This window comes from Pseudomonas sp. B21-056 (genome assembly GCF_026016325.1).
Lineage (GTDB): Bacteria > Pseudomonadota > Gammaproteobacteria > Pseudomonadales > Pseudomonadaceae > Aquipseudomonas.
In genome coordinates, this window is the sequence record NZ_CP087203.1 from 1,377,227 (window position 1) to 1,400,608 (window position 23,382).

Annotated in this window: 24 protein-coding genes; 9 read left to right on the forward strand and 15 right to left on the reverse strand. The window is 61.6% G+C overall.

The window, feature by feature from the left end:
• The first annotated feature begins 145 nt into the window (after positions 1-145).
• On the forward strand, positions 146-418 hold the full coding sequence (locus LOY67_RS06100) for a DUF1145 domain-containing protein (RefSeq protein WP_265066382.1): 273 nt from the start codon (positions 146-148) through the stop codon (positions 416-418).
• On the forward strand, positions 411-1,169 hold the full coding sequence (locus LOY67_RS06105) for a collagen-like protein (protein WP_265066383.1): 759 nt from the start codon (positions 411-413) through the stop codon (positions 1,167-1,169). Before LOY67_RS06100 ends, LOY67_RS06105 begins: the two co-directional genes overlap by 8 nt.
• 121 nt (positions 1,170-1,290) lie before the next feature.
• On the opposite strand, the gene LOY67_RS06110 is transcribed toward LOY67_RS06105, so the two are convergent.
• Positions 1,291-1,755, reverse strand: coding sequence for a CopD family protein (locus LOY67_RS06110; protein WP_265066384.1), 465 nt, complete (start codon positions 1,753-1,755; stop codon positions 1,291-1,293).
• 99 nt (positions 1,756-1,854) lie between these two features.
• On the opposite strand from LOY67_RS06110, the gene dinG reads away from it, so the two are divergent.
• The 4 genes from dinG (at position 1,855) to pdxH (ending at position 7,350) form a co-directional block, all read left to right on the forward strand.
• Positions 1,855-3,999 carry an ATP-dependent DNA helicase DinG gene (dinG, locus tag LOY67_RS06115; RefSeq protein WP_265066385.1) on the forward strand — a complete coding sequence of 715 codons (2,145 nt, stop codon included), beginning with the start codon at positions 1,855-1,857 and terminating at the stop codon, positions 3,997-3,999.
• Positions 4,000-4,313: 314 nt separating this feature from the next.
• Entirely contained in the window at positions 4,314-5,459 is a 1,146-nt protein-coding gene (locus LOY67_RS06120) for a serine hydrolase domain-containing protein (RefSeq protein ID WP_265066386.1), read from the forward strand.
• A 118-nt stretch (positions 5,460-5,577) separates the two neighbouring features.
• Positions 5,578-6,678 carry an OmpA family protein gene (locus LOY67_RS06125; RefSeq protein WP_265066387.1) on the forward strand — a complete coding sequence of 367 codons (1,101 nt, stop codon included), beginning with the start codon at positions 5,578-5,580 and terminating at the stop codon, positions 6,676-6,678.
• 24 nt (positions 6,679-6,702) lie between these two features.
• Complete coding sequence (gene pdxH, locus LOY67_RS06130; protein WP_265066388.1) at positions 6,703-7,350, forward strand: pyridoxamine 5'-phosphate oxidase; 648 nt, start codon at positions 6,703-6,705, stop codon at positions 7,348-7,350.
• Here pdxH and LOY67_RS06135 read toward each other — a convergent pair.
• Positions 7,298-7,582, reverse strand: a complete 285-nt coding sequence (locus LOY67_RS06135) for a hypothetical protein (RefSeq protein WP_265066389.1) — start codon at positions 7,580-7,582, stop codon at positions 7,298-7,300. The two genes, pdxH and LOY67_RS06135, sit on opposite strands and share 53 nt — an antisense overlap.
• A 171-nt stretch (positions 7,583-7,753) precedes the next feature.
• Between LOY67_RS06135 and LOY67_RS06140 the strand changes: the two genes are divergently transcribed.
• Positions 7,754-8,218 carry a glycine zipper 2TM domain-containing protein gene (locus tag LOY67_RS06140; RefSeq protein ID WP_024776354.1) on the forward strand — a complete coding sequence of 155 codons (465 nt, stop codon included), beginning with the start codon at positions 7,754-7,756 and terminating at the stop codon, positions 8,216-8,218.
• A 257-nt stretch (positions 8,219-8,475) separates the two neighbouring features.
• Here LOY67_RS06140 and nhaA read toward each other — a convergent pair whose 3' ends face one another.
• On the reverse strand, positions 8,476-9,663 hold the full coding sequence (gene nhaA / locus LOY67_RS06145) for a Na+/H+ antiporter NhaA (RefSeq protein WP_265066390.1): 1,188 nt from the start codon (positions 9,661-9,663) through the stop codon (positions 8,476-8,478).
• 256 nt (positions 9,664-9,919) lie between these two features.
• Here nhaA and LOY67_RS06150 point away from each other — a divergent pair, with 256 nt between their 5' ends.
• Positions 9,920-11,014, forward strand: coding sequence for a PLP-dependent cysteine synthase family protein (locus LOY67_RS06150; RefSeq protein ID WP_265066391.1), 1,095 nt, complete (start codon positions 9,920-9,922; stop codon positions 11,012-11,014).
• A 140-nt stretch (positions 11,015-11,154) separates the two neighbouring features.
• Here LOY67_RS06150 and LOY67_RS06155 read toward each other — a convergent pair whose 3' ends face one another.
• From LOY67_RS06155 to LOY67_RS06165, 3 genes are all read right to left on the reverse strand, one after another.
• Positions 11,155-12,768 carry an NAD(P)/FAD-dependent oxidoreductase gene (locus tag LOY67_RS06155; protein WP_265066392.1) on the reverse strand — a complete coding sequence of 538 codons (1,614 nt, stop codon included), beginning with the start codon at positions 12,766-12,768 and terminating at the stop codon, positions 11,155-11,157.
• Between the two features lie 87 nt (positions 12,769-12,855).
• Positions 12,856-13,530 carry a COG3650 family protein gene (locus LOY67_RS06160; RefSeq protein WP_265066393.1) on the reverse strand — a complete coding sequence of 225 codons (675 nt, stop codon included), beginning with the start codon at positions 13,528-13,530 and terminating at the stop codon, positions 12,856-12,858.
• Positions 13,531-13,748: 218 nt separating this feature from the next.
• Positions 13,749-14,348, reverse strand: a complete 600-nt coding sequence (locus tag LOY67_RS06165) for a short chain dehydrogenase (protein ID WP_265066394.1) — start codon at positions 14,346-14,348, stop codon at positions 13,749-13,751.
• 104 nt (positions 14,349-14,452) lie between these two features.
• Here LOY67_RS06165 and LOY67_RS06170 point away from each other — a divergent pair, with 104 nt between their 5' ends.
• Positions 14,453-15,367: a LysR family transcriptional regulator gene (locus LOY67_RS06170; protein WP_265066395.1), complete on the forward strand. Its 915-nt coding sequence runs from the start codon at positions 14,453-14,455 to the stop codon at positions 15,365-15,367.
• A gap of 83 nt (positions 15,368-15,450) precedes the next feature.
• Here the strand turns inward: LOY67_RS06170 and LOY67_RS06175 are convergent, their stop codons facing one another.
• From LOY67_RS06175 to LOY67_RS06215, 9 genes are all read right to left on the reverse strand, one after another.
• Positions 15,451-15,936, reverse strand: a complete 486-nt coding sequence (locus tag LOY67_RS06175) for a DoxX family protein (protein ID WP_265066396.1) — start codon at positions 15,934-15,936, stop codon at positions 15,451-15,453.
• Positions 15,933-16,694: a DUF2063 domain-containing protein gene (locus LOY67_RS06180; RefSeq protein ID WP_265066397.1), complete on the reverse strand. Its 762-nt coding sequence runs from the start codon at positions 16,692-16,694 to the stop codon at positions 15,933-15,935. The genes LOY67_RS06175 and LOY67_RS06180 overlap by 4 nt, the downstream gene beginning before the upstream one ends.
• The gene (locus tag LOY67_RS06185; RefSeq protein WP_265066398.1) at positions 16,691-17,578 is read right to left on the reverse strand and encodes a DUF692 domain-containing protein; all 888 of its coding nucleotides are present in this window, start codon (positions 17,576-17,578) and stop codon (positions 16,691-16,693) included. Before LOY67_RS06185 ends, LOY67_RS06180 begins: the two co-directional genes overlap by 4 nt.
• A 25-nt stretch (positions 17,579-17,603) precedes the next feature.
• Positions 17,604-17,909 (reverse strand): DUF2282 domain-containing protein, encoded by a 306-nt coding sequence (locus LOY67_RS06190; protein WP_265066399.1) that lies wholly within the window; start codon positions 17,907-17,909, stop codon positions 17,604-17,606.
• A gap of 391 nt (positions 17,910-18,300) precedes the next feature.
• Positions 18,301-19,002 carry an ABC transporter ATP-binding protein gene (locus LOY67_RS06195; RefSeq protein WP_265066400.1) on the reverse strand — a complete coding sequence of 234 codons (702 nt, stop codon included), beginning with the start codon at positions 19,000-19,002 and terminating at the stop codon, positions 18,301-18,303.
• On the reverse strand, positions 19,003-19,770 hold the full coding sequence (livG, locus tag LOY67_RS06200) for a high-affinity branched-chain amino acid ABC transporter ATP-binding protein LivG (protein ID WP_265066401.1): 768 nt from the start codon (positions 19,768-19,770) through the stop codon (positions 19,003-19,005). It abuts the gene before it with no gap.
• On the reverse strand, positions 19,767-21,020 hold the full coding sequence (locus LOY67_RS06205) for a high-affinity branched-chain amino acid ABC transporter permease LivM (protein WP_265066402.1): 1,254 nt from the start codon (positions 21,018-21,020) through the stop codon (positions 19,767-19,769). Before LOY67_RS06205 ends, livG begins: the two co-directional genes overlap by 4 nt.
• On the reverse strand, positions 21,017-21,940 hold the full coding sequence (gene livH, locus LOY67_RS06210) for a high-affinity branched-chain amino acid ABC transporter permease LivH (RefSeq protein ID WP_024776368.1): 924 nt from the start codon (positions 21,938-21,940) through the stop codon (positions 21,017-21,019). The genes LOY67_RS06205 and livH overlap by 4 nt, the downstream gene beginning before the upstream one ends.
• A 272-nt stretch (positions 21,941-22,212) precedes the next feature.
• Positions 22,213-23,340 (reverse strand): branched-chain amino acid ABC transporter substrate-binding protein, encoded by a 1,128-nt coding sequence (locus LOY67_RS06215; RefSeq protein ID WP_265066403.1) that lies wholly within the window; start codon positions 23,338-23,340, stop codon positions 22,213-22,215.
• Between the last annotated feature and the right edge of the window lie 42 nt (positions 23,341-23,382).

Below are 23,382 nucleotides of genomic sequence, written 5' to 3' on the forward strand. Positions count from 1 at the left end.
GGGAGCATGCTCCCTCGCCACAACAAGCTCTCCAGTCAAAAACTCGCGCTTTTGTCACATAGATTAAATTTGCTCTGCCCTCTGGCTTAACCGGCGCGCAAGCCGTTACTGTGCGTGCAAAGAATAATCCTCACCCGGGGGGCGTATGAAGGTGTTTTGGGGGCTGGGGCGCTTGTTGACCCTGTCGTTCTGGCTGGTGGTGCTGGTCAATCTGGCCGTGCCGTTCGTTCATCCGCTGCATGTGCTGGTCAACCTTGCCGGGGCGCTGTTACTGGCGGTCCATTTGCTCGAACTGCTGCTGTTCAGGGCCAGTTTCCGTGGCTTGCCCTCTCCCGGTCGTGAACGCCTCAGAGTGCTGTTGTTCGGCATCTTTCACCTGCAAACCCTCCCGACTGCCGCAGAGGCCTCCCATGCGTAAATTGTGTCTGCTCGCTGCACTCGTGTGCCCGTGGGCTTGTGCTCAAGTGCTCCAGGTAGAAACCCACTCGTTGATGCGCCTGCCCAATACCGCCAGCACCCTGACCCTGGAACGGCTGGACGTGGCCGATTACGCCACGTTGCTGGTGCCGTCGACCGTCACCCAATTGTCCATTGGCCAGTTGCACCTGGGGCGCGAGGCGCGAATCGCCATCGTGCCGTCGCAACAGCCGCTGGCGATGAACGTTACCCAGGCTGAGCTGGCTGACGGCAGCCAGATCACTTCCCGCGGTGCACCGGGCACCTACACGAAGGCGGCGCGGCCGGGCCGCGATCTCAATCTGCGTTTCAATGCGTTGGATGCGCCGGTGCTGTCGGTGGATGCCCGTGGCGGCACGGGTGCGCCAGGTTACGTGGGCCTCGACGGCGCCAACGGGCAGGCTCCGGGTTGCACCTGGGGTTCGGCCGGGCGCGGTGCCGACGGCAGCAATGGCAGCGATGGCCAGCCAGGTGCGGCCGGTGCGCTGGTGCGCCTCGAACTGCCCCGTGATTACCCCGCCGAGCAGATCAAGGTGGTGGTGGAGGGTGGAGTCGGCGGCGCGGCGGGTCCCGGTGGCAAGCCAGGCGCCGGCGGCAAGGCCAAGGGTTGTTTCGTCTATACCGCCGACGGCGGTAAAAGTGGTCGCCCCGGTGCGGCTGGCCAGCCAGGACCTGCCGGAGCGGCGGGGACGGTGACGGTGCAACGGTTTTAAGTCCGGAGACGAACCTTGTGGGAGCGAGCCTGCTCGCGATAGCGTCGGGTCAGGCAACTCTGATGTGACTGAAGGATCGCTATCGCGAGCAGGCTCGCTCCCACAGGGGGCTACGCAATCTTCAGAACATCGGCCGGGCCGCGGCAATCGCCACCACCAGCAATCCGATCAACAGGTTGATCCCCACCAGCCTGCGGATCTTCCCCAGCGTCGCCGCCGCCGTCGGCCAGTCCTGCGCCGCCACGGCGCTACGCAGTGCCGGCAACTGCAAGCCCTGGATACGGATGAACAGCGCTGTCATCACCACATACAACCCCATCATGATCTGTACATAACGCGGTGCCGTTTCGAAACCGGCGAAGCGCACATGGATCAGGCCGACGCCGCTGATCGGCAAAAGCGCCACCGCCACCCAGACCCAGATGAAAAAACGTTGAAACACTTCTACCCACAGTTTCAGCCGGGCAGGGCCCTCAAGCGCCGTCATTGCGGCGGGGCGCAGGATCATCCAGGCGAAAAACATGCCGCCGACCCAGACCAGGGCCGCCAGTAAATGCAGGGTGTAGATGAAAGCAAAGGGTGTCATTGAGTTACTCCGTTCTGCGCGGGATTCATTAGCGGGGTATGATAGCCGCCGATCCGAACCACTGAAAATTTATCCAGCGTTTCCAGCGCCCGACCATTCATGATCAGCACCGAACTCAAAACCACGATCCAGGGCGCCTATTCGCGTTTTCTCGAAGCCAAGAGCCTCAAGCCGCGTTACGGCCAGCGCCTGATGATCGCCGAAGTGGCGAAAGTCCTGGGTGACATCGCCACCGACGACGAAGGCCGGCGCGGTGGCGATCCCGCCGTCGTGGCGGTGGAGGCCGGCACCGGTACCGGAAAGACCGTTGCCTACAGCCTGGCGGCGATCCCCACGGCCAAGGCCGCCGGCAAGCGCCTGGTCATCGCCACCGCGACCATCGCCCTGCAGGAGCAGATCGTCTTCAAGGACCTGCCCGACCTGATGCGCAACAGCGGTCTGAATTTCAGCTTTGCGCTGGCCAAGGGGCGGGGACGCTACATGTGCCTGTCCAAGCTCGACATGCTGCTGCAGGAAGGCCAGGCGCAGACGGCCACGGCCCAGCTGTTCGAGGAAGAAGGCTTCAAGATCGAAGTCGATGAGGCCAGTCAGAAGCTGTTTACCAGCATGATCGAAAAACTGGCCGGCAATAAGTGGGACGGCGACCGCGACAGCTGGCCCACCACCCTGGAAGACGCCGACTGGGCTCGCCTGACCACCGATCACAGCCAGTGCACCAACCGTCATTGCCCGAACTTCGGCCAGTGCGCTTTCTACAAGGCTCGCGAAGGCATGGGTAAGGTCGACGTCATCGTCACCAACCACGACATGGTGTTGGCCGACCTGGCCCTGGGTGGCGGCGCGGTGCTGCCGGACCCGCGCGATACGATCTACGTGTTCGACGAAGGTCACCACCTGCCGGACAAGGCCATCGGCCACTTCGCCCATTACACCCGGTTGCGTTCCACCGCCGACTGGCTGGAAACCACCGCCAAGAATCTCACCAAGCTGTTGGCCCAGCATCCGTTGCCGGGCGACCTGGGCAAGTTCATCGAGCAAGTGCCTGAGCTGGCCCGCGAGATCAAGACGAACCAGCAGTTCATGTTCACCGCCTGCGAGCAGGTGGCCGACTTCAAGCCCGGCGAAGACGTCGAGGGCCGCGAGCGGCCACGCCATCGTTTCGTCGGTGGCGTGATCCCCGAGCACATGCGCGAGATGGGCATCGAGCTGAAGAAGGGCTTTGCCCGCCTGACCGACCTGTTCACCCGCCTGACCGACCTGCTCAAGGAAGGCATGGATGGCGAGGTCAATATCGGTCTCGCCAGCAACCAGGCCGAAGAATGGTACCCGCTGTTCGGTAGCCTGTTGTCCCGCTCCCAGGGCAACTGGGACCTGTGGATGGCCTTCACCACTGAAGACCCGGAGGACAACCCGCCGATGGCGCGCTGGCTGACCCTGGCCGAAAGCGGTTCGCTGTTCGATATCGAGGTCAACGCCAGCCCGATCCTGGCAGCGGACATGTTGCGTCGCAGTCTGTGGAACGTGGCCTATGGTGCCCTGGTGACCTCCGCCACGCTGACCGCGCTGGGCACGTTCGACCGCTTCCGCATGCGCGCCGGCTTGCCGAAAACCGCCGTGACCGCCGTGGTCCCGAGCCCGTTCCATCACGCCGACGCCGGTGTGTTGCGGGTACCGGACCTGAAGGCCGATCCCCGGGATGCCGCGGCGCACACCGCTGCGATCGTCCGTGACCTGCCGGAACTGGTGGAGGGTTCGCGGGGTACCCTGGTGCTGTTTTCCTCGCGTAAACAGATGCAGGACGTGTTCGACGGCCTTGACCGTGACTGGCGCAAGCAGGTGTTCATCCAGGGCAACCTGTCGAAACAGGAAACCCTGAACAAGCACAAGGCGCGGGTGGATGGCGGGGATTCCAGCGTGCTGTTCGGCCTGGCGAGCTTTGCCGAGGGCGTGGACCTGCCCGGTGCCTATTGCGAGCACGTGGTGATTGCCAAGATCCCGTTCTCGGTCCCGGATGACCCTGTGGAAGCGGCACTGGCCGAATGGATCGAAGCCCGCGGCGGCAATCCGTTCATGGAAATCTCCGTGCCGGATGCCTCGCTGAAACTGGTCCAGGCCTGCGGCCGGTTGCTGCGCACCGAAGAAGACCGCGGCACCATCACCTTGCTCGACCGCAGGCTGGTGACCCAACGCTATGGCAAGGCGATCCTCAATGCGTTGCCGCCGTTTCGGCGGGAGATTTCCTGATATCGACGGCGCGGCAATCTCCTGTGGCGAGGGGATTCATCCCCGCTGGGCTGTGTAGGAGCTGTGTAGGAGCTGTCGAGCGAAGCGAGGCTGCGATCTTTTGATCTTTTGATCTTTTGGTCTTTCTCTTGAGACTCAAGTGTCAGGGGAAAGATCGCAGCCTCGCTGCGCTCGACAGCTCCTACGAGCGCAATTCAGCAGGGATAAATCAGGCTGCGTCAATTCAGCCAGCCGTCCCATGGTGGTTTCCAAAACCACCAATGGCTGAAACAATGCGGCCACTTGAGAAAGTCTTTGTTTCAAAGGAGTTGCGGGTGCAGATTCAAGGCCATTATGAACTTCAGTTCGAGGCGGTACGCGAAGCCTTCGCAGCACTGTTCGATGATCCCCAGGAGCGCGGCGCGGCGCTGTGCATCCAGGTCGGCGGTCGGACGGTGATCGATCTGTGGGCCGGTACGGCTGACAGGGACGGTACTGAAGCCTGGCACAGCGATACCATCGCCAATCTGTTTTCCTGCACCAAGACTTTCACTGCCGTCACCGCCTTGCAATTGGTGGCCGAGGGCAAGTTGCAACTGGACGCCCCGGTCGCCCGTTACTGGCCTGAATTTGCGGCGGCCGGCAAGCAATCCATTACCCTGCGCCAACTGCTGTGCCATCAGGCCGGGTTGCCGGCGTTGCGTGAGTTGCTGGCACCCGAAGCCTTGTATGACTGGAACGCCATGGTCAATGCCCTGGCTGCCGAAACGCCTTGGTGGACGCCGGGCGATGGCCATGGTTATGCCGCAATCACCTACGGCTGGCTGGTCGGCGAGCTGCTGCGCAGGGCCGATGGTCGCGGACCCGGAGAGTCCATCGTGGCCCGGGTCGCCAAGCCTTTGGGCCTGGATTTTCATGTCGGCCTGGCTGACGAAGAGTTCCATCGCGTGGCTCATATCGCCCGGGGCAAAGGCAACGTCGGCGATGCGGCGGCACAACGCCTGCTCCAGGTGACGATGCGCGAGCCCACTGCCATGACCACCCGGGCCTTTACCAATCCGCCGTCGGTTTTGACCAGCACCAATAAGCCGGAGTGGCGACGTATGCAGCAACCGGCCGCCAACGGCCACGGCAATGCCCGCAGCCTCGCCGGGTTCTACGCCGGTCTGTTGGACGGCAGCCTGCTGGAAGGTGAAATGCTCGATGAGCTGACCCGCCAGCACAGTTTCGGCGAAGACAAGACGTTGCTGACCCAGACCCGCTTTGGCCTGGGTTGCATGCTCGACCAGCCGGACGTACCGAACGCGACCTATGGCCTCGGCCCGCGGGCGTTTGGTCATCCAGGAGCAGGGGGCTCCATCGGCTTTGCCGATCCGGAACACGATGTCGCTTTCGGCTTCGTGACCAACACGCTTGGCCCCTATGTGCTGATGGACCCGCGCGCGCAGAACCTTGCGAGGGTACTTGCCACTTGTCTGTAAAACGCCATTGAAGGCGGTGGGTACAGGAACCTCGTGCCCTTTTCAGTTTCCAAGCGTCTGTTTATGCGGCCTGGACAGGGCCTTCCATTTTTCATTTACATCATTTTGTGGATATCCAATGTCATCGAATAAAACCCTCGCTCTGGCGCTGTGCTTCGCCATCACCGGTTGTGCACAAACCCCACAAAATGATGCCGAAGGCGGCGGTAGCTGGTGGTCGTTCGGTTCTTCCGACAAGGTTGCGGCCAAGGATCCGGCGCCAGCGGCTCCACTGAAACCGGTGGCCGTTGCGCCGCAGGCCAAGGCCGAGAGCGGGAGCCACTGGTGGTGGCCGTTCTCCTCCGATGACGCCGGCAACGATGTTGCAGCAAAAGACCAGGCCAAGCCTGAAGTGAAGGCCCCGGCGCCTGTCGCCAAGGCCGAAACGCAAAGTGGTGGGAAATGGTGGTGGCCGTTCGGCGGCAAGGAGCAGGAAGCCGCCAAGGCGGCTCCGTTGCCTGATCCGAAAGTCACCCAGGCCTGGCTCGACGACTACGAGCCGAAGCTGCGTACCGCCATTCAGGACAGCAAGCTCCAATTGGAACGTCGCGACAACGTCCTGGTGGTCACCGCACCTGTGGACAGTTCTTTCAACCCGGATCGCCCGGCCATGTTGCTGCCGGTGACCCTTGGCCCATTCACTCGCGTGGCGAAGGTCCTGGAAGCCGATCCGAAATCCGCCGTGCTGATTCTTGGCCACGCCGACACCTCGGGTGCTGCACCGGCGAACCTGAAACTCAGTCAGGAACGCGCCCAGTCCGTGGCAGCGATTTTCCGTCTCAGCGGTCTGCAGCGTGATCGCCTGATGCTGCGGGGCATGGGTTCGGTGGAGCCGCGTGCTGCCAACGACAGCGTTGAAGGTCGCGCCTTGAACCGTCGCGTGGAGTTGCTGGTCACGCCGCAGAACACCCTGGTTGCGCTATTGAGCAAATACAATATGCCAGCCCCGGCGCCGGTCACGCTGGTGGCCGCCCAGGATGTGAAGCCCGTGACCCCGGCCCCAGCTGCCCAGAAAGCTGTAGTCCCGGCCACTAAGAAGGCACCTGCCAAGAAAGCGACCATCAAGGCTCCAGCGAAGAAAGCCCCGGCCAAGAAGGCCACTCCGGCGAAGAAACCTGAACCGGCCAAGGCTGCCACCGATGCCAAGAAAGTCGCCGCCGCCGATACCCCCAAGCAGTAACGGGCGAACCACAAGGAGTGCGCCATGACCCAAACGCTGGCTGATATGCGCCGCGACTACACCCGTGATGGCCTGACCGAGGCGCAAGCCCCGGCCGAGCCATTTGCGCTGTTTCACCAATGGTTCGCCGAAGCGGTGAAAACCGAGCAGGCCCCGGTGGAGGCCAACGCCATGACCCTGGCCACGGTGGACGCCGATGGCCGTCCTCACTGTCGGATCCTGCTGCTCAAAGGCCTGGATGCCCAAGGCTTTACGTTCTTCACCAACTACGACAGCGCCAAGGGCCAGCAACTGGCCGCGAATCCGTTCGCGGCCATGACGTTTTTCTGGCCGACCCTGGAGCGCCAGGTGCGCATCGAGGGCAAAGTGGTCAAGGTCACGGCGCAGGAGTCGGACGCTTATTACCAGGTTCGCCCCCTTGGCAGCCGTCTCGGCGCCTGGGCTTCACCCCAGAGCCGGGTGATTGCCGGTCGTGATGAGCTGGAGAACCTGCTCAAGGCCACCGAGCAACGCTTCAGCGATAGCCAACCCCACTGCCCGGAGCATTGGGGGGGGTATCGCTTGCTGCCCGAGCGCATCGAGTTCTGGCAGGGACGCCCAAGCCGCCTGCACGATCGCCTCAATTACCGCCTGCAAGGGGCGGACTGGACTCGCGAGCGTCTGGCGCCTTAGTATCGGGATACCCTGCCGCAGCGGTTTGAAGCCATTGCGGCAGGTCCCGGCGCTTGATTCCTTGTTCTCGGGAACGGGCCAGTTGCTGCAGCATGTAGGCTTTCTTCTGTTCATCCTGCCCCGCCAGTGACAGCGCCAGGTCGCGGTCCATCCAGCGTTTGATCCGCACGTACAGCCACCCGTGAAAGTAGAGGCCGGCGACGGTGGTCGCGACGATGATGAAATAATCCATGAAAAAATCCTTGGGCTGATGACGCAGGTTTCGGCAATTGACGCTACTGTTGGATGAATTTTTCGGGTGCGTCTGTATCCCACCTGAATGAAAACAATTTTATCCCGGCCAGGCCGTGACAGGCGTCAAGCTGCGGAGTTTAATAGTTCCCTGTCTTTTGGAGTTGATGCTATGCGTAAGTCTGTTTTGCTGGTTGCTTCCTTTTCCACGATGGCGATGTTGCTCACTGGCTGTCAGTCGAGCCTGACCGGTGACTCTTACTCCCGTGACGAAGCGCGTCGCGTGCAGACCATTCGCATGGGGACCATCGAATCCCTGCGCCCGGTCAAGATCGAAGGCACCAAGACCCCAATCGGCGGTGCCGCCGGTGCTGTGGTGGGTGGTGTAGGCGGCAGCGCCATTGGTGGCGGTCGTGGCAGTATCGTCGCCGCCGTGATCGGCGCGGTGGCTGGCGGCCTGATCGGCTCCGCTACCGAAGAAGGCCTGACCCGTACCCAGGGCGTGGAAATCACCGTTCGTGAAGACGACGGCAGCATGCGTGCCTACGTGCAACAGGTTCAGGAAAACGAGGTGTTCCGTGTGGGTGAGCGGGTTCGTATTTCCACTGTGGGCGGGACGAGTCGCGTATCGCACTAAGCTGGATCGGGTAAGCGTTTCTCTGGTTTTAATGTCTGCTCAAAAAAAACGGCGCTTTCTCCAATGGAGGAAGCGCCGTTTTTTTGAGCGTATGCGTTCCCCTGTGGGAGCGAGCCTGCTCGCGATAGCGGTGGGTCAGCTTGAATAAATGCTGGGTGTGCCGACGCTTTCGCGAGCAGGCTCGTTCCCACAGAGGGTTTGCGTTTGCTTCAAGAAGAAGGGATCGCCATACAGCGATCCCTTCTTGCGCCGACGTATCAGGAGGACAACGCGGAAGGCTTGCGACTGGCCGCCGCTGCCACTATGTAGCCCAGCAGTGCAGCGAGGATCGACCCCGTGAGAATGCCCATCCGGTCCATGCCGGCATATTCGCTGGCGCCGGGCTCGAAGGCCAGGGAGCCGACGAACAGGCTCATGGTGAAGCCGATTCCGCACAGGATCGCCACCCCCAGTATCTGCCCCCAGTTGGCGCCGCTGGGCAGGCTGGCGATGCCGATTTTCACCGCCAGCCAGGTCAGGCCGAACACGCCGACGGTCTTGCCCAGCAACAGGCCCGCCGCGATACCCATCGGCACGTGGTGGGTGAAGCTCTCGACGGTGACACCGCTCAGGGATAGGCCGGCATTGGCGAAGGCAAACAGCGGCAGGATGCCGTAGGCCACCCATGGATGCAGGGCATGCTCCAGGGTCAGCAGCGGTGAGGTTTCGGCGTTTTTCGTGCGCAATGGAATGCAGAACGCCAATGTGACTCCGGCCAGGGTCGCATGAACGCCACTCTTGAGCACGCAGACCCAGAGGATCAGGCCAACGATCATGTAGGGCCCGAGCCTGACCACGCCCATCCGGTTCATCGCCACCAGTAGGGCGATGCACGCCGCCGCCAGCATCAGTGACAGGGTCGACAGGGCGCCGGAGTAGAAAATGGCGATGATGATAATGGCGCCCAGGTCGTCGATGATCGCCAGGGTCATCAGGAACAGTTTGAGTGAAACCGGCACTCGTTTGCCCAGCAAGGCCAGCACCCCGAGGGCGAAGGCGATGTCGGTGGCCGTCGGGATTGCCCAGCCAGAAAGGGCTGCCGGATTGTCACGGTTGAGGAACCAGTAGATCAGCGCGGGCACCACCATGCCGCCAATCGCCGCGGCGCCCGGCAGGACGATTTGCGAAGGCTTCGACAGTTGGCCATCGAGCACTTCACGTTTGACCTCAAGGCCGATGAGCAGGAAGAACATCGCCATCAGGCCATCGTTGATCCACAGCAGCAGGGGCTTGGCGATTTTCAATGCGCCGACCTGGACCACCACGGGGGTCTCCAGCAGGCCGCCGTACAGCCAGGAAAGGGGCGAATTGTTGATGACCAGGGCCAACACCGCGGCGGCAATCAATAGCAGGCCGCTGGCAGCCTCCAGCTGAAAAAAACGTGTCAGAGAATTACGTAGAGGCAAGATCGCTCTCCATTCGTCAATCAAAAGTGGTCACACCCTAACCCGTACTGTTAGTTGTTAAAACAAAAGTTATATTCTTTTTTGTTATATGTCGTTACAAGGCTGGCGAGGCGGTCGGGCAGTTGCAGGGCATATTGGACCTTAGCTGTACCTGTGCGTGATGTCGGTTTTTTCCTAAGCTTGTGACTGGTTTTTCCGATACCCAGTCCTGACCGCCAGGCTTCCCAGCGTCGAACCTATTCCTGCGAGAGAACACATGAACGACCATCGTCAGTGGGCACGCGAAGCGATTCGCATCATTGAGGCTGATTTCCAGCGCAGCGCCGATACGCATCTGATTCCGCTGCCACTGCCGGGGTTTGCGGGCATCGAGTTGTACTTCAAGGACGAGTCCAGCCATCCCACCGGCAGCCTCAAGCACCGACTGGCCCGCTCGCTGTTTCTCTATGCGTTGTGTAATGGCTGGCTCAAGCCCGGCGCCCCGGTGATCGAAGCGTCCAGTGGCTCGACGGCGATTTCCGAGGCCTATTTCGCCAGGCTGCTGGGCCTGCCGTTCATTGCGGTCATGCCGGCGACGACTTCCCGGGAAAAAATCGCACAGATCGCTTTCTATGGGGGCCAGAGCCATCTGGTGGATGATCCTACGCAGATCTACGCCGAGTCCGAGCGTCTTGCCCGTGAGCATGACGGGCACTTCATCGATCAGTTCACCTACGCCGAACGCGCCACGGACTGGCGGGCCAACAACAACATCGCCGAGTCGATCTTCCAGCAGATGCGTTTCGAGCAGCACCCTGAGCCGAGCTGGCTGATTTCCAGCCCCGGCACCGGGGGGACCACCGCGACCCTGGGGCGCTACGTCCGCTATCGGCAGCATGGTACCCGCGTACTGTGTGCAGACGCCGAGCGTTCGGTGTTTTTCGACTACTACCGCAGCGGCGATGCCAGCCTGCGCCTGGAATGCGGCTCGCGGATCGAAGGCATCGGCCGGCCGCGGGTCGAGGCGTCGTTCCTGCCAAAAGTCATTGATGCGATGGTCAAGGTACCGGACGCCTTGTCACTGGCGGCCATGCATTACCTGGCCCAGCGTTTGGGGCGACGGGTTGGCGGGTCCAGCGGCACCAACCTGATCGGTGCGCTGATCGCCGCGAAACGGATGGTGGAAGCCGGCGAGTCAGGGTCGATCGTGGCGATCCTGTGTGACGGCGGCGAGCGTTATGCCACGACGTATTACGACCCGGCGTGGCTCAAGGTCCAAGGGTATGAGTTGAGTGGGCTGATGGACGCCGTGGCGGCGAGTGTGGAGCGGGGAGAGGCATTGCCGGAGACGGTGCTGCGGGCCAACATCTGAACCTTCCAGACACTGGAAATCCCTGTGGGAGCGAGCCTGCTCGCGATAGCGGAGTGTCAGACGCTTTCTTCGTCGACTGACCCACCGCTATCGCGAGCAGGCTCGCACACAAGGGATTGGTGGTGCACACTTAAAGGGGATCAGGCCTCCAGACCGAGAATATCCCGTGCCACCGCCTCGGCAATCCGGATCCCGTCCACGCCCGCCGACAGAATCCCGCCCGCATAACCGGCGCCTTCCCCTGCCGGGAACAGGCCCTTCACGTTCAGGCTCTGCAGCGATTCATTTCGAGTGATACGCAGCGGCGATGAAGTGCGGGTTTCAATCCCGGTCAACACCGCATCGTGCAGTGAGTAGCCGCGAATCTGTTTCTCGAAGGCCGGCAGGGCTTCTCGAATGGCTTCGATGGCGAAGTCCGGCAGGGCCAGGGCCAGGTCGCCCAGCGCAACCCCGGGTTTGTAGGAAGGTTCGACGCTGCCCAGTGCCGTGGACGGTTTGCCGGCGATGAAATCACCCACCAGTTGCGCCGGGGCTTCGTAGTTGCTGCCGCCGAGCACGAAGGCGTGGGACTCAAGGCGCTCTTGCAGTTCGATCCCGGCCAGCGGTCCACCCGGGTAATCCACTTCCGGGGTGATGCCCACCACGATGCCGGAGTTGGCATTGCGTTCGTTGCGCGAATACTGGCTCATGCCGTTGGTCACGACGCGGTTCGGCTCGGACGTCGCCGCCACCACGGTGCCGCCCGGGCACATGCAGAAGCTGTACACCGAACGGCCATTCCTGGCGTGGTGCACCAGTTTGTAGTCGGCGGCACCGAGTTTCGGGTGGCCGGCGTATTTGCCCAGGCGCGCGCTGTCGATCAGCGATTGCGGGTGTTCGATACGGAAACCCACCGAGAACGGCTTGGCCTCCATGTACACGCCACGGCTGTGGAGCATGCGGAAAGTGTCCCGGGCGCTGTGGCCCAATGCCAGGATCACGTGCCTGGAATGGATACGTTCACCGCCGGCCAGTTCGACGCCGACCAGTTGGCCGTCTTCGATCAAGACGTCGGTGACCCGCTGCTGGAAGCGTACTTCGCCACCGAGGGCGCGAATCTGCTCACGCATGGTTTCCACCACGCCGGTCAGACGGAACGTCCCGATGTGCGGTTTGCTGACATAGAGGATTTCCTCCGGCGCCCCGGCCTTGACGAACTCGTGCAGCACTTTGCGGCCGAGGAACTTCGGATCCTTGATCTGACTGTAGAGCTTGCCATCGGAAAACGTGCCCGCGCCGCCTTCGCCGAATTGCACATTGGATTCGGGGTTGAGCACGCTTTTGCGCCACAGGCCCCAGGTGTCCTTGGTGCGCTGGCGCACTTCCGGGCCGCGTTCGAGGATGATCGGCTTGAAGCCCATCTGCGCCAACAGCAGGGCGGCGAAGATGCCGCACGGGCCGAAACCGACCACGATCGGCCGCTCACCCAGATCGGCCGGTGCCTGGCCGACCATTTTGTAGCTGACATCCGGCGCTTCGTTGACGTTACGGTCATCGGCGAACTTGCGCAGCAGGCCGGCTTCATCGCGCACCGTCAGGTCGAGGGTGTAGATGAAGCACAGTTCGGAGGACTTTTTCCGCGCGTCGTAGCTGCGCTTGAACAAGGTGAAGTCGAGCAGGTCATCGCTGACGATGCCCAGGCGCTGCAGGATGGCAGGGCGCAGGTCTTCTTCGGGATGGTCGATCGGCAGCTTGAGTTCGGTGATTCGTAACATGACGGGATCCGGTTCGCGGGGCGCACAACTGCGCCAGGGCGTTCTTCAAACCGGCGATTATAAGCTGCAATCCCCTGTCACAATGAATCAGTCGTTACGCGCACCACCAAAGTAGGCGCAACCACGCTGAACCACGCCGTTGACCCGCAACTCGGCACTCAGGTGCTGGACACTGCCGCTGACGCTGTCGACGCAGCGCTGCGGCGCGACCCATAGCTCGACTTTCTGACCGTTCGCTTCGGTACTCAGGTCGAAACGGCCGTCTCCCAGTTGCTCTTCAACGTAAGGCACCGCGAGCGCCGGTTGACCGTCACGTTCGAGCACCAGGCCCTTGCCGCTGGCCTTGAGGCTCCACTCCGGACCGTGGCCGCTGGCGCGCAGCACCAGTCGTTTGAAATCACCGTCGTCGCAGGCCGTGCCCGAGCGCTCCAGGCGATACAACTGTTCCAGGTCCAGTTGGCTGTCGGCACCCGCCGCGGCACTGGAGACGATATGGCCGCGCACGTCGGCGAACAGTTTGCCGCGCTCATCGGCCAGGGTGGCGGCTTGTTGCAGCACGCTGGTGCCACCGCTGTCGTTGACGATGTAGCGGCGCTGTTCCTGGCACGGTTGGAACACCAGCTTGCCGTCGGCCGCGGTGAGTTCGCCCTGCATGCGCATCTGGCCAGCGTGGGACGCACTCTGGCGTGGTGCCTCGAGCAACTGGCAGCCGGCGAACAAGGGGAGGAGGGCAACACACAACAGGGAACGGGCGGCACGCATCATTGGGTCTCCAGACAGGTGCCGCCACGTTACTCAGACTGATCCTACACCACAACCCCATCCCTGGAGCTGCGTTGAGCTAAGTAGGAGCTGTCGAGCGCAACGAGGCTGCGATCTTTCCACTGCCAATTGAATCCCAAGCGAACGCTCCCGTACCTCAAGATCAAAAGATCGCAGCCTGCGCCAGCTCCCGCCGGTAACGTGTTGGTAGCGCGGTCTTAACCCACATGAAAAGTCTGGCCGGTTTGCAGGCCTTCGACACTTTTGGCGTAGGCCAATGCCACATCGACGGCCGGCACCGGTTTGTAGCCGCGGAAGTAAGGGGCGTATTTGTCCATGGATTCCAGCAGCACGTTAGGGCTCACCGAGTTGACGCGCAGGCCCCGTGGCAACTCGATGGCCGCCGCCCGCACGAAACTGTCCAGGGCACCGTTGACCAGTGCCGCCGAAGCGCCGCTCTTGATCGGATCGTGGCTGAGCACGCCGGTGGTGAAGGTGAACGATGCGCCGTCGTTGGCGAATTCCCGGCCGATCAACAGCAGGTTGACCTGGCCCATCAACTTGTCCTTCAAGCCGAGGGCGAAGCTTTCCTCGGTCATCTCGCCCAGCGCTGCGAACGTGACGCTGCCCGCGGCGCAGATCAGCGCATCGAAGCGCCCGGTCTTTTCGAACAGGGCGCGGATCGAGGTGCTGTCGCTGATGTCGACGTGAAGTTCACCGCTGTTGCGGCCGATTCGAATGATTTCGTGGCGCGGCGACAGTTCGTTGGCAATGGCCGAACCGATGGTGCCGTTGGCGCCGATCAACAGGATTTTCATGGGCTGTTCCTCAGTGGGTTGAACGAGGTTGCAGTTTAGAGTGGTTTTTTCCATTGATAAGCGTGCTAATAGGCAACCTTTGGTTTTCTATTGGAAACAATCCAGTGAGCGAGATGGATGACCTGGCGGCGTTCGCCGTGTTGATCGAGGCCGGCAGTTTTACCCTGGCGGCCCAACAATTGGGGTGCAGCAAGGGCCAGTTGTCCAAGCGCATCAGCCTGCTGGAAAGCCGCTTTTCGGTGGTGTTGCTACAGCGCACCACAAGGCGCTTGAGCCTTACAGCGGCCGGGGCGGCCTTGTTGCCCCAGGCCCAGGCGTTGTTGGTTCAGGTGGAAAGGGCGCGTCAGGCATTGGCCCGATTGAAGGACGATGTTTCCGGGCCGGTACGTATGACGGTTCCGGTTTCGTTGGGCGAAACCTTCTTTGAAGGACTGCTGATGGAGTTCGCACGCACGTACCCCAACGTGCAGATCGAATTGGAGCTGAGCAACGGTTATCGCGACCTGACCCGCGAGGGCTTCGACCTGGCGATCCGCTCCGACGCCGCCATCGATGAACGACTGGTCGCCCGACCGTTGCTGGCCTGGCACGAGATGACCTGCGCCAGCCCGGCCTATCTCAATCAATACGGCGAGCCACAAACGCCCCAGGCCCTTGCCGAACACCGTTGTCTGCTCAACAGCCACTACAGTGGCCGGGAAGAGTGGTTGTATCACCAGCAACACGAACTGCTGCGGGTGCGGGTATCGGGGCCGTTCGCCAGCAATCACTACAGCCTGTTGAAAAAAGCCGCCCTGGCCGGCGCCGGAATCGCCCGGCTGCCGTCCTACCTGCTGAATGAAGAGTTGGCTGACGGACGCTTGTGCTGGCTCCTACGGGACTTTCAGACCCGTCGCATGCCGATGTACCTGGTGCATCCCTATCAAGGTGGGTTGCCCAAGCGCACCCAGGTGTTGGCCGACTACCTGATTGACTGGTTCAAGCGCAGCGGTGAAGCGCTGGACCGTCTCCAGCAATAGCGAGGCATTACACCAACCCTTGTGGGAGCGAGCCTGCTCGCGATAGCGGTGGGTCAGTCAATCATTGTGTAAAGCTGACATTGCTATCGCGAGCGGGCTCGCTCCCACACAGCAATCCGATGGTCGATGGACAGCACGCCAGGGCCACGGGCCATCAGGTAAAGCAACACCGCCGCCCAGGTCCCATGGGTCGGGTAGGCGTCGGGGTAGACGAACACCTGAATGGTCAGGGTCATGCCCAGCAACGCCAGTGCCGAAAACCGTGTGGCCAAACCCAACAGAATCAGGACCGGGAAAAAATGCTCGGCGAACGCGGCGAGGTGCGCGGCGATTTCCGGTGACAGCAGCGGGATGGCGTATTCGCTCTTGAATAACGGGATGGTTGAGTCGGCCAGATGCGGCCAGCCGAGCTGGAAGGTGCCATCGATCAAGTCGATGGCCAAGCCTTCGACCTTGGTCTGCCCGGATTTCCAGAACACCGCCGCAATGGAAAACCGCGCAATGAACGCGATCAGGCTGTGGGGGATTTTCTCCAGCAGGGTAATGACGCGAATGATGGGATTGTTCATGGCGATGCCTTGTCGTGGTGTAAGCGAGTGATGGCGCCCTGGCTGATCAGCAGCGCCAGGGCTTGTTCGAGGTCGAAGACGGGGGCGCAGGCCAATGCCTGGCCCAACGACTGGCCATTTTGCAGGCCCCTGATGAAGGTGCAGGTGCCTGGGGCGATGGCGAACACCTCCACGTCGAGTCCGTTGCGCAGGACCAAGGCGTGTTGCCCGTGGTTCGGGTCGATGTCGGCGAGCGTCGTGTCCGTGTGATGGGCGGCCCAGATCGCTACGACTGCAAACGCGGAGTCGAGCAGGCGCACGGACGGATGAAGCGTGACGCACAGCTCGCCCAAGGATTGTGGATCGGCGAGCGCAGCAGCGATCTGCTCATGGCCCAGCGGGACGGCGTCAGCGGCGTGATAGGCGACGGTGCGCAACCTTTCCAACCGGGCGACATCCGCCAGGTACGGCACGGAGGACGCCGGTTCGAAGTCTTCGATGAAGTCGGCCAGATCCTCGCCGTAGCCACTCATCAGCGGGCTGAGGGGCGCTGAGGCTTGCACGTAAACGGCCGCCATGGCCTGGAAGAACTCATCACCGACCAACTGCCGGACCACCGGATAGCCGTCTGCCAATGCATTGATCAATGAGCCCTGGACGTTGTTGCGATACACGGCGAAGCGGCTCGCCGGGTCCGCACCGTTGGCGCAACACAAGCCTTCCGGGCAGGGTTGCCGGATGTCGAGCAGGGCGGCGGTGAATGCGGCTTGGCTGCTCATGCCGACCTCCCTGCAGACAGCAACAGTTCATCTGCGTGATGGGCTTCGGCCAACAGGACGCTGAAGGCCGGAACCTGATTGTCACGCTCGATCAGGGTCGCCACCGGGCCGACGCGTTCCAGCGCCTCTCGGTACAGCGCCCAGACAGCCTGATCAACAGGCGCACCGTGATCGTCGATCAGCAAACGGTCGCCCAGGCTGTCGGAGTCTTCGGCAAACCCGGCCAGATGAATCTCGCCCACCGCTTGCAGCGGCAGGGCATCGAGATAGGCCAGTGGATCGCGTTGATGATTGATACAGGAAACGTAGAGGTTGTTGACGTCCAGCAGCAGCCCGCAACCCGTGCGACGAATGACTTCACTGATGAAGTCCGTCTCGTCGAGGGTCGAGCGCTGGAATGCCAGATAGGTGGCCGGGTTTTCCAGCAGCATCGGGCGTTTGAGGGTGTCCTGCACTTGGTCGATGTGGGCGCAGACGCGGTTCAGCGTCGGTGCGTCGTAAGCCAGGGGCAGCAGGTCGTTGAGGAACACCGGGCCATGGCTCGACCAGGCCAGGTGTTCGGAAAAGGCTTGGGGCTGATAGCGCTCGATCAGTTTGGCGAGGCGCTGCAGGTGTTTCGCATCCAGCTTGTCTTCGGTGCCTATAGACAGGCCGACGCCGTGCAGCGACAGCGGGTACTGCTCGCGGATCAATCCCAGGAAATGATGGAACGGACCACCGTCCACCATGTAATTTTCGGCGTGGACTTCAAAGAAGCCGATGTCCGGCCTTGAACCGAGCACTTGCTGGAAGTGCCCGGTCTTGAGCCCCAGCCCGGCACGGGGCGGGAGCTCGGTGCAGGCTGCCTGAGTGCCAGGGAAAGCAGGTTTGCAAGACGTGGTCATGATCGACACTCAGGCAGACGGCAGATCAGGACTTGGCTTTGAAGGCTTCGAGCTGACCGAAACCGGTCGGCGAGGTCTTGCTCATGGTGGTCATGCAAGTGCCTTTCGGGACCAGTTTCCAGGCGTTGCCCTGGTAGTCCATCTTGGCGGTACCGGCACAGGTGGTGCCGGCGCCGGCGGCGCAGTTGTTTTGCCCCTTCATGGCCACGCCAAAGCATTTTTCCATGTTGTCGTCAGCGGCGTGGACGGTCGATACGGCAGCGATGCTCAGCGCGGAACCGAGGGCCAGGACCAGGGCGGAGGCGGACAGGGTACGGGTGGTAGCGGACATGATGTTTCTCCAGTTCTTCTTGGGAAATTAACCGGCTTCAGCGCCGGTCTGCTGAACTAGAGAGGGGAGGTGGGGGAGTGTTACAGCGAGTTCTGAAATATTTTCGATCACCGCGAAATTTGTGGTGAAAGGGATTAAAAGAAGCATCTCCATCCCTTGTGGCGAGGGAGCTTGCTCCGGGCTGGGACTTGTAGGAGCTGCCGAGTGCAACGAGGCTGCGATCTTTCCAGTGCCAATTGAGTCGAAAGCGAAAGAGCAGGATCAAAAGATCGCAGGCTTCGCCAGCTCCTACAGAGCCCAACGGGGATAAATCCCCTCGCCACAATGCTGTTCGCTTGAAAGTGGCGCAAAAAAAAACGGCCCGAAGGCCGTTTCTGTTTACCGCAACCGCTCAACCACCCAGGTACGCCTCGCGCACCTTCGGATCGGTCAGCAGCGCTTCACCGGTGCCTTGCATCACCACTCGACCGTTCTCCAGCACATACGCCCGGTCAGCGATTTTCAGCGCCTGGTTGGCGTTCTGCTCCACCAGGAACACCGTCACGCCATCCTTGCGCAGCTGTTCGATGATGTCGAAGATCTGCTGGATGATGATCGGTGCCAGGCCCAGGGACGGCTCGTCGAGCAGCAGCAGCTTGGGCTTGCTCATCAGCGCACGGCCGATGGCGAGCATCTGCTGTTCGCCGCCGGACATGGTGCCGCCGCGCTGGCTGAAGCGCTCTTTCAGGCGTGGGAAAAGGTGCAGGACCTTGTCCATCTGTTCCTGATAGTCGCCCTTGTCGGTGAAGAATCCGCCCATGGCGAGGTTCTCTTCCACGGTCAGCCGGGCAAACACCCGACGACCTTCCGGCACCACCGCAATGCTCTTGCGCATGATCTGCGACGAGTCCTGGCCCACCAGTTCTTCACCCATGTAGCGGATGCTGCCGCTGTGGGCCTGGGGCGAACCGCAGAGCGTCATCAGCAGGGTGGACTTGCCGGCGCCGTTGGCGCCGATCAGCGTCACGATTTCGCCCTGGCGGACCTCCACGTTGACGCTGTGCAGGGCCTGGATCTTGCCGTAGAAGGTGGAAACGTTTTCGAACTGCAGCATTTACGCTTCCCCCAGGTAGGCTTTGATCACTTCAGGATTGTCACGGATCTGTTCCGGCGTGCCGTTCGCCAGGGGCGTGCCCTGGTTGATCACCACGATGTGGTCGGAAATGCTCATGACCAGTTTCATGTCGTGCTCGATCAGCAGCACGGTGACGTTGTGCTCCTCACGCAGCACGCCGATCAGGGCCTTCAGGTCTTCGGTTTCCCGTGGGTTCAGGCCGGCAGCCGGTTCGTCGAGCATGAGGATCCGCGGACGGGTCATCATGCAACGGGCGATTTCCAGGCGCCGCTGCTGACCGTAGGCCAGGGTGCCGGCGGTACGGTTGGCGAATTCCTTGAGGTTGACCTTTTCCAGCCAGTACTCGGCGTACTCCATCGCCTCGCGTTCGCTCTTGCGGAACGACGGGGTCTTGAACAGGCCGGCAAAGAAGTTGGTGTTCAGGTGACGATGCTGGGCGATCAAGAGGTTCTCGATGGCCGTCATGTCCTTGAACAACCGCACGTTCTGGAAGGTGCGCACCACACCCTTGAGGGCGATCTTGTGCCCCGGCAGGCCCTGGATCGGCTCGCCGTCCAGTACGATGCTGCCGCCGGTTGGCTGGTAGAAACCGGTCAGGCAGTTGAACACGGTGGTCTTGCCCGCGCCGTTCGGCCCGATCAAGGCAACCACCTGTTTCTCTTTCACGGTCAGGGCCACGCCATTGACCGCCAGCAGGCCGCCGAAGCGCATGCTGAGGTTTTCAACCTTGAGGATCTCGCGGCTCATTTGCGCAGCTCCATGTGGGGGCGTTGCATAGGCAGCAGACCTTGAGGACGCCAGATCATCATCAGCACCATCAAGGCGCCGAACATCAACATGCGGTATTCGCTGAATTCACGCATCATTTCGGGCAGCAGGATCATCACGATGGCGGCCAGGATCACACCCAGCTGCGACCCCATCCCGCCCAGCACCACGATGGCGAGGATGATCGCCGACTCGATGAAGGTGAAGGATTCCGGCGTCACCAGACCCTGGCGGGCGGCGAAGAAGCTGCCGGCGAAACCGGCAAACGCGGCACCGAGGGTGAAGGCCGACAGCTTGATCACGGTCGGGTTGAGACCCAGGGCACGGCAGGCGATTTCGTCTTCGCGCAGCGCTTCCCACGCACGGCCGATGGGCATGCGCAGCAGGCGGTTGATGACGAACAATGCGGCCAGGGCCAGCAACAGCGCCACCAGATACAGGAACACCACTTTGCTCACCGGGTTGTAGGTCAGCCCGAAGAACTCGTGGAAGGTCTGCATGCCCTCGGCCGCATTGCGGTCGAAGCTCAACCCGAAGAAGGTCGGCTTGGGGATGTTGCTGATGCCGTTGGGGCCGCCGGTGAGGTCGGTGAGGTTACGCAGGAACAAGCGGATGATCTCACCGAAACCCAGGGTCACGATGGCCAGGTAGTCGCCCCGCAGGCGCAACACCGGGAAGCCCAGCAGGAAGCCGAACGTGGCCGCCATCATCCCGGCAATCGGCAGGCAGATCCAGAAGCTCAAGCCGAAGTAATGGGACAGCAGCGCGTAGCTGTAGGCGCCCACGGCGTAGAACCCCACGTAACCCAGGTCGAGCAGGCCGGCCAGGCCGACCACGATGTTCAGGCCCAGGCCCAGCAACACGTAGATCAGGATCAGCGTGGCGATATCCACCGCCCCACGGGAGCCGAAGAACGGCCAGACCAGCGCGACCACGATCAGGCCGATGATGATCCGGCGCTGGGTGCGTGGCAGGGTCAGGAACTGGCTGACCTTGGGCGAAACCAGCGGGCCACGGCTGGAGCGCAGCGCGGCGCCGACCTGTTGGCTGAACAGCACCCGCAGGAACATCAGCACCGAGCACAGGGCAATCACGCTCAGGGTCAGTGGGCCGGTGCCGTGCACTTCAAGGTTGACGCCGACGATGCTCAACTTGAGACCGAGCACCGGAAAGGCCACGGCCCAGACCAGCAGGGCGCTGAACAGCGCCTGTTTAAGATATTTGCTCATACTTTCTCAACCTCCGGGCGGCCCAGGATGCCGGTCGGCCGGAACAACAGAACCAGGACCAGGAGGCCGAACGCCACCACGTCCTTGTACTGGTCACCGAAGATATCGGCGCCGAATGCTTCGGCCACCCCCAGCACCAGCCCGCCGAGCATCGCGCCCGGAATACTGCCGATGCCACCCAGTACCGCCGCGGTAAAGGCCTTCAGGCCAACCAGGAAGCCGGCGTTCGGGTTGATCACGCCGTACTGCATGCTCAACAGCACGGCAGCGACGGCCGCCAGCGCGGCACCGATGACGAAGGTCAGGGCGATGATGTTGTTGGTGTTGATGCCCAGCAGGTTGGCCATCTTGATGTCCTCGGCACAGGCGCGGCAGGCGCGGCCCAGGCGGGAACGGGAGATGAACAGGGTCAGGCCGAGCATGGCGATCAGGGTCACGACGAACACCAGGATCTGCATGTAGGAAATCAGGACTTCTTCTGCACCGCCCGGGCCGAAGGAGAAACTCCCCGGGATCAGGTTGGGAATGGACTTGTCCTTGGAGTCCTGGGACAGCAATACGGTGTTTTGCAGGAACAGCGACATGCCGATGGCGGAAATCAGCGGGATCAGACGATTGCTGCCACGCAAGGGCTGGTAGGCAACACGTTCGATACTGTAGCCATAGGCACTGGTCACGACGATGGACGCCACGAACGCGGCGGTCATCAACAGCGGCAGTGAGTGGATACCCAGCATGGCCAGCCCGGCAAGGGCGATGAAAGCCACGTAGGAACCAATCATGTAGACCTCGCCATGGGCGAAGTTAATCATTCCAATGATGCCGTAAACCATTGTGTAGCCAATGGCTATCAGAGCATAGGTGCTGCCAATGGTCAGGCCATTAACCAGCTGTTGGAAAAAGTGATAGATCTCAGGCATTACAGCGCTCCTAAAAACCCGATACGCATTTCACTGGTGGAGTCATGTTCCGGCCCTGTGCTGTGTTCTGTGAGCACATTTGCACAAAGCGTTTGCCAGCGAACCGCTGGTGACGGTTTTAAGATTTTCAGGTGAACCAGCGCCCGGATCGCGGGTGCCTGGCCCATAAACCTCGTAAAACAAAGCCCACTGCTTGCACAGTGGGCTCGTTGACCGTGAGTGTCCTGTATCACAAAAAAAACGTACTTGTGAAACAGGACACCAGGCCGGGCTTACTGAGGGGAAACTTCGGTTTTCGGTTTGCCGAAGTGCCACTGGTAGACCACGAATTTGAAATCCTTCAGGTCGCCCTTGTCGTTGAACGAGAGTTCGCCGGTAGGAGTCTTGAAGCTGCCTTTGTGCAGGGCTTCGGACACCTTGGTAGTGTCTTCGCTCTTGGCTGCCTTGATGCCTTCGGCGATCAGCTCGACGGCGGAGTAGGCCGGGAACACGAACGGACCGCTTGGGTCCTTGCCGTCGGCCTTGATGGCCTCGACGATCTTCTGGTTCTCAGGATCGGCGTCGAAGGATTTCGGCAGGGTCACCAGCAGGCCTTCGGAAGCGTCCTGGGCAATTTGCGAGATGGAATCGTTGCCGACGCCTTCAGGCCCCATGAACTTGGCGTTCAGGCCTTTTTCCTTGGATTGACGCAGGATCAGGCCCAGCTCAGGGTGGTAGCCGCCGTAGTAGACGAAGTCGACGTTGTTCTGCTTGAGTTTCTGGATGATCGAGGAGAAGTCCTTGTCACCAGCGTTCAGGCCTTCGAATACGGCGACTTTCACGCCTTTCTTCTCGAGGGTCTGCTTGACGGCGGTGGCGATGCCTTCACCGTATTGCTGTTTGTCGTGCAGGACCGCAACGACCTTCGGCTTGACGTGATCGGCGATGTAGTTACCGGCGGCAGGGCCTTGGGCGCTGTCCAGGCCGATGGTGCGGAAGACCAGCTTGTAGCCACGGGCGGTGATTTCCGGGCTGGTGGCTGCTGGGGTGATCATGATCACGCCTTCGTCTTCGTAGATGTCCGAAGCCGGTTGGGTGGAGCTGGAGCACAGGTGGCCGACGACGAACTTGACGCCATCGTTGACCACTTTGTTCGCCACGGCTACGGCCTGTTTCGGGTCGCAGGCATCATCGTATTCCTTGGCTTCGAGCATTTTGCCGTCGACGCCGCCCTTGGCGTTGATGTCCTTGATGGCTTGTTTGGCGCCGACGAATTGCATGTCGCCGTACTGGGTCACCGGACCGGTCTTGGGACCGGCGATGCCGATCTTGATGGTGTCGGCGGCGAACGAATGGCTGGCAACCCCGGCCAGAACCATAGCGGCAAACAGTTTGGAAATCTGCTTAGTAGCCTTAGTCATAGTGCTCCACTCATGCTGTTGTAGTTTTTATAGTCCTGACGC